This is a genomic window from Mesorhizobium sp. M7A.F.Ca.CA.001.08.2.1 (assembly GCF_003998455.1).
In the GTDB taxonomy this organism is placed as follows: domain Bacteria; phylum Pseudomonadota; class Alphaproteobacteria; order Rhizobiales; family Rhizobiaceae; genus Mesorhizobium; species Mesorhizobium ciceri.
This window is the reverse complement of record NZ_RZPW01000960.1, coordinates 1-1,996: the sequence shown is the minus strand read 5'-3', so window position 1 is coordinate 1,996 and position 1,996 is coordinate 1. Positions and strand designations below refer to the sequence as shown.

The following is a 1,996-nucleotide window of genomic DNA, read 5'->3' as shown; positions in this document are numbered from 1 at the left end:
GACTGGAAAAGCCAGGCGGCCTAACATTCTCCTGATCACATGCGACCAGTGGCGCGGCGATTGTCTGTCCGCCGCCGGTCATCCGGTGGTGCGAACGCCGAATGCCGACGCTTTGGCCGCGGAGGGCGTGCTGTTCAAGCGGCATTATGGCGGCGCGGCGCCCTGCTCGCCCGCCCGCGCCTGCCTCTACACCGGCCTCTACCAGATGAACAACCGCGTCTGCCGCAATGGCACGCCGCTCGACGCTCGCCACGGCAACATTGCGCTTTCGGCTCGCGCCCTGGGCTATGATCCGACGCTGTTCGGCTACACCGATGTGTCGCTCGATCCGCGCCTGCTGGCGCCGGGCGATCCGCGGCTGCAAAGCTATGAAGGCGTGCTGCCGGGCTTTACGGTGCGCCAGTTGCTGCCCGAGCATCAGAAGCAATGGCTATCCTGGCTGGAGCTGCAAGGTGTCGACGCCAGCGCCGGATCCCCCGACATCCATCGCCCGGTGGCGGACCGCGCGGTCGGGACCACTGTCGGCAACGCGCCGCCCGTCTACTCCGGGCAACAAACTCCGGCGGCCTTCCTGACCGGCGAATTCGCGCGTTGGCTTGGCGAACAGGAGCACGCCGCGCCGTGGTTCGCGCATCTTTCCTTCATCAGCCCGCACCCGCCCTTCATAGTGCCGGAGCCCTACAACACAATGTACGATCCGGCTGACGGCCCGGCCTTCCGGCGCGCGGCAAGCTGGCAGGAGGAGGCGGAAAACCATCCCTATCTAGCCTATGATCTCGGCCGGCAGAAACAGATGAAATTTCGCCCCGAAGCCAGAGGCAAGGTGCACGACTGGAGCGAAGACGATTTTCGCGTCCTCCGCGCGATCTATTACGGCATGATTTCCGAGGTCGACGCCCAGCTCGGCCGCATCTGGCAAGCGGTCAAGGCGGCCGGCGCGTGGGACGACACCATCATCGTGCTGACCTCGGACCATGCCGAGATGATGGGCGACCATTTCATGCTGGGCAAGGGCGGCTATTTCGACGGCAGCTACCACATTCCGCTGATCATCCGCGATCCGCGCCACGGCAAGGCGGCCGGCGGCAAGGTAGACAGCTTCACGGAAGCGGTCGACATTTTGCCGACGTTTCTCGACCTGCTCGGCGAAGAGCCCGCGCCGCATCTCGACGGCAGGTCGCTGAAGCCGTTCCTGAGCGGGGAAACCCCTGCGGCGTGGCGCGATGCCGCGCATTGGGAGTTCGATTTCCGCTCGGTTGCCGCGGGCGAGGCCGAACGCCATTTCGGCATCGCCTCACGCCAATGCAATCTCGCCGTTATCCGCACGGAGCGTTTCAAATATGTGCATTTCGGCGGCAACCTGCCGCCGCTGCTGTTCGATCTGGAAAACGATCCGGACGAATTGGACAATCTCGCGGCCGACCCCAGCCATCTCGCCGTGCGTCTGGAATTCGCCGAACGGCTGCTCGCCTGGCGAGCTGAACATCTCGACCAATCGCTGGCACTGGCCGAATTGACCGAGAACGGCCTCGTCGGCCATGCCGCTGGCCTGCCTCCATGCCACACATGAACACAGGCCCGCATCGTTGCCGGCGCGGGCCTGTATCCGACTGGGTGGAAACTACCTGACGATCATGCGCTGCTGATCGCGCTTCTCGGCATAGCTGCCCTTGTCATAGGCGGTTTGTGCCTCGAGCTGTTCCTTGGTGAAGGTCGTGTACAGGTATTTGTTGCCCGCCTTGTCGGTCATGAATTTGAGATTATCCATGCCGACCGCGACTTCCTTCTCGCCAATGCCGAGGAAGCCACCGACGTCGACGATCACCGCATCGGCCTTCTTGTCGGGCGCAAGCACGACATCGCCGATCTCGCCGACCTTGGCGTCGTTGGCGCCATAGACAGTCGTGCCCTTGAGGTCATCGGCGCGAATCTCACCAACCGGCATCTCGGTCAGCGTCGACTTGTCGATGGCTGCGGTCTTTGTCTGGTCCGGAGC

The 1,996-nt window shown here is 63.8% G+C and carries 2 protein-coding genes; one reads left to right on the top strand and one right to left on the bottom strand.

All coding sequences use genetic code 11. The features are described 5' to 3' along the window. Positions 1-1,570 (top strand): alkaline phosphatase family protein (locus EN914_RS33500; RefSeq protein ID WP_127389582.1); only part of this gene is annotated, 1,570 nt, incomplete at its 5' end. A 51-nt stretch (positions 1,571-1,621) separates the two neighbouring features. Here EN914_RS33500 and EN914_RS33495 read toward each other — a convergent pair. Further along, the coding region (locus EN914_RS33495; protein ID WP_164779112.1) for a PRC-barrel domain-containing protein at positions 1,622-1,996 on the bottom strand (375 nt) is incomplete at its 5' end.